Source organism: Marinobacter sp. (assembly GCF_041690455.1).
Classification (GTDB): domain Bacteria; phylum Pseudomonadota; class Gammaproteobacteria; order Pseudomonadales; family Oleiphilaceae; genus Marinobacter.
In genome coordinates, this window is record NZ_JAWLHI010000059.1 from 21,198 (window position 1) to 27,197 (window position 6,000).

Genomic DNA, 6,000 nt, shown 5'->3' on the forward strand with positions numbered 1-6,000 from the left:
GCCAGGAAATGGCGCGGTAAACAAAACGAGATTATAAAGACGCCAAGACGAGGCCGCAGGCGGTATTTTCGTCGAGACAGAGTGTGTTCACCCGCCGGGTCGGACATCACTTTCGGATCTGTTTTCGTTGATGGAGAGAAGACCATGAGTGAATTCGACGAAAGCAACCTGGAGCAGTCAGGAAACTGGAGCAGTGACAGCGACGACACCCATTCCGTTGCCGGTCGCGCCCGGGTACGTGCGCAGCTGGAGGCTGATATTACAGCCTTCCTGCAGCAGGGCGGCCAAATCCAGCAAGTGGATACCGCCTTCCGTTCCGACTCGCCTCGCAAGGTGGAAGTGGGGTTCAATAATCGTTCCCTCTGATTTCGGCCGGGGGCGGCGCTGTTCCGCCCCCTGTCCCGTGATCGGCCGTTCCCCGATATTTTGCTGCTGATAATAGCAGCTGGTTTGGCATTTGGCCGATTCTGTCCGTTGCCCCACTCGGGGTTCTGTTGTCATTTAACTGTCACCGATTCCTGCCAGGATCTGCCCGGCAACTGCAACCACGGGCCCTTGCCGTGTATCATGGCGAGAGCAGGCGTTCCGGCGCCAGGCAACCAGTCCATTCCTACACTGTTGCTTTACCAGGAGGTTACCCGTGCCAAGTCCCACATCCCGTTCGTTCCCCGCGACCCGTTTGCGCCGCAACCGGGCCAGTGACTTTTCCCGCCGGCTGGTGCGGGAAAACCAGCTGACACCGGACAACCTGATTTACCCGGTCTTCGTTCTGGAAGGGGAAGGGCAGCGGGAGACGGTGCCGTCGATGCCCGGTGTCGAACGCCTGAGCATTGACCTGCTGGTTGAGCAGGCAGCGGAACTGGTGGACCTGGGTATCCCGGCGGTGGCCTTGTTCCCGGTAGTGCCGGCGGACAGGAAGAACCTGTCAGGTTCCGGTGCCTGGGATTCCGATGGCCTCGCCCAGCGGGCGGTGCGCGCCCTGAAAAAAGCCTTTCCGGAACTCGGGGTCATTACCGACGTGGCGCTGGATCCGTTCACCACCCATGGCCAGGACGGCATCATCGATAATGATGGCTATGTGCTGAATGATGTCACCGTGGAAGCCCTGGTGAACCAGACGCTGTCCCACGCCGATGCCGGCGCCGATGTGGTGGCACCCTCGGACATGATGGATGGCCGGGTTGCGGCTATCCGTGACGCCCTGGAAACGGCCGGCTATGTGAACACCCGGATCCTGGCCTATTCTGCCAAGTATGCATCAAGTTACTACGGCCCGTTCCGGGATGCGGTGGGTTCTGCGGCCAACCTGGGTAAAGGCAACAAGGCCACCTACCAGATGGATCCCGCCAACAGCGACGAAGCCCTGCACGAGGTGGCGATGGATCTGGCCGAGGGCGCCGACATGGTGATGATCAAGCCTGGTATGCCCTACCTGGACATCGTGCACCGGGTAAAGCAAGAACTTCAGGTGCCCACCTTCGTTTACCAGGTGAGCGGTGAATACGCCATGCATATGGCCGCGGCAGAGAACGGCTGGCTCGATGGTGACGCGGTGATGATGGAAAGCCTGATGGCCATGCGCCGGGCCGGGGCCGATGGCATCCTGACCTATTTTGCGGTTCGGGCCGCCCGCCTGATGCGGGAGCAGCGGCGCGGATCCTGACACACTGGAACGCCGCCCCGGCCGGTCGGGGCGCTAGCGCGGAATCGAGGAACGATGACAACTGAAACAGCGAAAACACAGGCGGTGGTGGACGGTGACCAGAGTATCCCGGCGCCGGTGGAAGTCCCTCCCACCGGTGAAGAGATCAACCTGGATGCCAGCGAAAATTACTTCAACCGTGAACTGAGCCTGCTGCAGTTCAATTACCGGGTGCTGAAGCAGGCCCTGGACACCACCCATCCGCTGATCAATCGCCTGATCTTCTGCTGTATTTTCAGCAGCAACATGGACGAGTTCTTCGAGATCCGGGTTGCCGGTCTGCGCCAACAGATGAAGTATGGCCGGGAAACCATCGGTGCCGACGGGATGATGCCGGAGCAGGCTCTCAGCGAGATCAGCCGGGTCGCCCACGAGTACATCCACGAACAGTACGATATTCTCAACAATGTCCTGATTCCGGAAATGGAGCGGGAAAACATCCATTTCGTCCGTCGACGGGAATGGACACCGGAACAGGCCGAGTGGGTACGCAACTACTTCGAGGAAGAGATTCTGCCGGTGGTCAGCCCCATTGGCCTGGATCCGTCTCACCCGTTCCCGCGCCTGGTCAACAAGAGCCTGAACTTCATTGTTGAACTCGATGGCAAGGACGCGTTCGGCCGGGAGACCGGCATGGCGATCGTTCCCGCACCCCGATCACTGCCGCGCCTTGTGCGCCTGCCGGACGAGGTCTGCGATGGCGGTGATAACCTGGTGTTCCTGTCGTCGATGATCCACGCCCATGCCGACGAGCTGTTCCCGGGCATGGAAGTGAAGGGGTGCTACCAGTTCCGCCTGACCCGTAACGCCGACCTCGAGCTGGAGGACGACCTGGAAGACCTGGCCTCGGCCCTGCGCGGTGAGTTGCTCAGCCGTCGTTTCGGTGATGGCGTGCGTCTGGAAGTGGCGGACAACTGCCCGCAGGAGCTGGTGCAGTTCCTGCTGACCGAGTTCGGTCTGACCGACCGTGACCTGTACCAGGTGCATGGGCCGGTGAACCTGACCCGGCTGATGGCGGTGGGCGGCCTGGTGGACCGGCCGGACCTGACCTATTCCGGGTTCTCGCCATCCATTCCCCGGCAGATCCGCAGCAAGGAGTCGATGTTCGACGCCATTCGCAAGCGGCCGATCCTGCTGCTGCATCCTTACCAGAACTTCAGTCCGGTCGTGGATCTTCTGCGCCAGGCCGCCAAGGACCCCCAGGTGCTGGCCATCCGCCAGACCCTGTACCGCACCGGCGCCGATTCCGAGATCGTCGAGGCCCTGGCGGATGCGGCCCGTCGGGGCAAGGAAGTGACTGCCGTCATCGAATTGCGGGCGCGGTTCAGTGAAGCGGAGAACCTCGAGCTGGCCAGCCGCCTGCAGGAAGCCGGGGTGATCGTGGTGTATGGCGTGGTGGGCTACAAGACCCACGCCAAGATGATCCTCATCGTGCGCCGTGAGGAGGGTCGCCTGCGTCGCTACGTGCACCTGGGTACCGGTAATTACCACGCGGCCAATGCCCGGTTGTACACCGACTACAGCTTCCTGACCTGTGACGAATCGATCGGTGACGATGTCAACAAGCTGTTTCAGCAGCTCACCGGTATGGGCAAGGCCCTGAAGATCAAGAAACTGTTCCATTCGCCGTTCACTCTGCACAGCCGCCTGTTGAGTCTGATCGACCGGGAAGCGGGTTTCGGCGAGAAGGGCCGGATCATTCTCAAGTTCAACGGCCTGACCGAGATCCAGCTGATCAAGGCGCTGTACCGGGCCTCGCAGGCCGGGGCGAAGATCGATCTGATCATCCGGGGGATCTGTTGCCTGCGCCCGGAAGTGCCCGGGCTGTCCGACAACATCCGGGTACGTTCGATCATCGGCCGCTTCCTGGAACACACCCGGGTCTATTACTTCGGTAACAACGGTCGCCCGGAGGTGTACTGTTCAAGCGCCGACGGCATGGAGCGAAACCTGCTCAGCCGGGTGGAGACTGCCTTCCCCATCGAGGACCCGGCGCTGGTCGCGCGCCTCCGGGAAGACCTGGATACCTACCTGGCCGACAACTGCCAGTCCTGGATGCTGCAGCCGGATGGCAGCTACATCCAGAATCAGCCGGCGGAGGATGAGGAACGCTTTGCATCCCAGCTGGTCCTGCTCGAGCGACTGACGGGCAAAACCTGATAAACGGAGGCGCCAGTGAAGCGCGCATGGATTGTGGCCGGTGTGGTACTGCTGGCAGGTGGTGGCATCCTGCCCTGGGGGGTGGGGTACCTGACCGAGCATCAGTGGCAGCGGGCGGTCACCGAGGTGAACGACACCCAGCCGTTCATGCAGGTGGACACCCGTGATTACCAGCGCGGCATCCTGGGCGCCGAGGTGCATGGCACCCTGGTGCTGCAGGATCCCGAAGCCGGTGAGAATCGCCCTGTGGAGTTCATTGCCCACGTTACCCACGGCATTACCGGCAGCCTGATGACCTTCGAGCCGGCCGACGGCTGGTCCTCGGCGGACGCTGACTGGTTTCCGGGCGAGGATCCGACCCTGACTCTGGAAACCCGCCTTTGGGGTGAGGTGACGCTGAAACTGGATCTGCCTGAGTTGAATATCTCCGATCCGGATATGGAGGTCCGGGTTGTGGGCCTGCAACTGGACCAATCCCTGGCGCACCTGAGTGGCGACGTCTGGACCGGGCAGGGGGAGCTCCGGCTGGATTCTCTCGGTGTCTCTTCGGCCGGCAGCCCACCGGTCAGCCTGTCTGACGTAATTGTCACCAGTACCAGTGAACCCCGGGACGACGACACCCGCCTGGATTCCCGGGTCGAAGTCAGCCTGGGTCAGGTGGGCGTCGTGGATGGGGCCTATGGTCCGCACCGGCTGGTTTTTGCCCTGGACAACCTGGAGGTCGATAGCTGGAACCAGTTGGCGACCGGGATGACTGAACTTCAGGCCTCCACCCTGGAGAGCGGCCAGAGCACCGCGTTCGAGCGTCAGATGCAGGCCATGCAGCGGGTCAACGAGGCGTTTCGCCGCCTGGCCGCGGCGGGTTTTTCCCTGGCCATACCAGAGCTCAGTGTCGCCACCCCGGAGGGTGATATCCGGGGCCACATGGAAATCCGCCATCCTGAGCTGGACGCGGAGCAAGCGTCGTCAATGCTGCTGGTGATGCAGGGGCTGACCGGCGACCTGAACCTGACCCTGCCCCTGGCGCTGGCCGAGCAGCATCCGTCGGTGATGTTGCAGTTGGCGCCGCTGATCAAACAGGGATTGTTGGTCCAGGAAGGAGACCGTCTGGTGATGAAAGGGCAGATGGAAGATCTGCTGCTGACGGTGAACGGCATCGAGATTCCGTTGCCGCCTCTGCTCTGATTTTTACAGCCCCGGATACAGAAAAGCCCCGGAATCCGGGGCTTTTCTGTATCCGGGCACTCAGTTACCGGTCAGGCGATGGTATTTCTCCATCAGCTGTTCGCGGTTTTCCGCGCGCTCCGGATCCAGTGGAATGCAGTCCACCGGGCATACCTGCTGGCACTGGGGTTCGTCGTAGTGGCCGACGCACTCGGTGCATTTCTTCGGATCAATCACGTAGATTTCATCACCCGGGGCAATTGCCTCGTTCGGGCATTCCGGTTCACAGACGTCGCAGTTGATGCATTCGTCGTTAATCATCAGGGCCATCTTGTGGTTACCTCAGGCTCAGTTGAACTTCTTTTTCAAAGCTTCCTCAACGGCGGGATCGACGAATTCTGATACATCTCCGCCCAGGGAGGCGATTTCCCGGATCAGGGTGGAGGAGATGTAGGACAGGTGGTTCGAGGGCGTCAGGAAGACGCTTTCCACTTCCGGGGCCAGGCGGCGGTTCATGTCCGCCAGCTGGAATTCGTACTCGAAGTCGGAGACGGCACGCAGGCCCCGCAGGATGACGGTGGCGCCCTGTTCCCGGACGAAGTCGGCCAGCAGGTTGCTGAAGCCGGTGACGGTCACATTGGGGAGGTGGGCCGTTGCTGCTCTGACCAGTTCGCAGCGTTCTTCGAGGTCGAAGAGGGGCTGTTTCTTGGGGTTGTAGGCGACGGCGACGACGATTTCGTCGAACATGCGGCCGGCGCGTTCGATGAGGTCGGTGTGGCCGTTGGTGATTGGGTCGAAGGTGCCCGGATAGATGACTTTGGACATGCACAGCTCCTTTCTTCGCTGGGTGCAATCATATCAGCATTCCTGGTTGTTCTGTAGTTGCCGGGGGTGGGATTTCGGGGCTTTGGAGTGGGTATTTAAGTGATGGTGGCGTGGCCGATTGGGAGGGTCTGTCCGGGAAACGCTCAAGC

Annotated in this window: 6 protein-coding genes; 4 read left to right on the forward strand and 2 right to left on the reverse strand. The window is 61.3% G+C overall.

Translation table 11 applies throughout. The features are described 5' to 3' along the window. The first annotated feature begins 144 nt into the window (after positions 1-144). From ACESMW_RS14155 to ACESMW_RS14170, 4 genes are all read left to right on the forward strand, one after another. Complete coding sequence (locus ACESMW_RS14155; protein ID WP_372987666.1) at positions 145-366, forward strand: hypothetical protein; 222 nt, start codon at positions 145-147, stop codon at positions 364-366. A gap of 274 nt (positions 367-640) precedes the next feature. Further along, complete coding sequence (gene hemB, locus ACESMW_RS14160) at positions 641-1,663, forward strand: porphobilinogen synthase (protein ID WP_372987667.1); 1,023 nt, start codon at positions 641-643, stop codon at positions 1,661-1,663. Positions 1,664-1,717: 54 nt separating this feature from the next. Further along, the gene (gene ppk1, locus ACESMW_RS14165; protein WP_372987668.1) at positions 1,718-3,862 is read left to right on the forward strand and encodes a polyphosphate kinase 1; all 2,145 of its coding nucleotides are present in this window, start codon (positions 1,718-1,720) and stop codon (positions 3,860-3,862) included. A 15-nt stretch (positions 3,863-3,877) separates the two neighbouring features. Beyond that, a complete protein-coding gene (locus ACESMW_RS14170) occupies positions 3,878-5,047 on the forward strand; it encodes a DUF945 family protein (protein WP_372987669.1) in 1,170 nt (389 codons plus the stop codon). 60 nt (positions 5,048-5,107) lie between these two features. Here ACESMW_RS14170 and ACESMW_RS14175 read toward each other — a convergent pair whose 3' ends face one another. Next, positions 5,108-5,356, reverse strand: a complete 249-nt coding sequence (locus tag ACESMW_RS14175) for a YfhL family 4Fe-4S dicluster ferredoxin (protein WP_372987670.1) — start codon at positions 5,354-5,356, stop codon at positions 5,108-5,110. Positions 5,357-5,374: 18 nt separating this feature from the next. Continuing rightward, complete coding sequence (coaD, locus tag ACESMW_RS14180) at positions 5,375-5,851, reverse strand: pantetheine-phosphate adenylyltransferase (RefSeq protein WP_372987671.1); 477 nt, start codon at positions 5,849-5,851, stop codon at positions 5,375-5,377. Positions 5,852-6,000: the final 149 nt, after the last annotated feature.

Bases quoted from the DNA above. Each gene is read 5' to 3' on its own strand.
- ppk1 (WP_372987668.1), top strand. From the start codon at position 1,718: ATGACAACTGAAACAGCGAAAACACAGGCGGTGGTGGACGGTGACCAG.
- ACESMW_RS14175 (WP_372987670.1), bottom strand. From the start codon at position 5,356: ATGGCCCTGATGATTAACGACGAATGCATCAACTGCGACGTCTGTGAA.
- ACESMW_RS14155 (WP_372987666.1), top strand. From the start codon at position 145: ATGAGTGAATTCGACGAAAGCAACCTGGAGCAGTCAGGAAACTGGAGC.
- coaD (WP_372987671.1), bottom strand. From the start codon at position 5,851: ATGTCCAAAGTCATCTATCCGGGCACCTTCGACCCAATCACCAACGGC.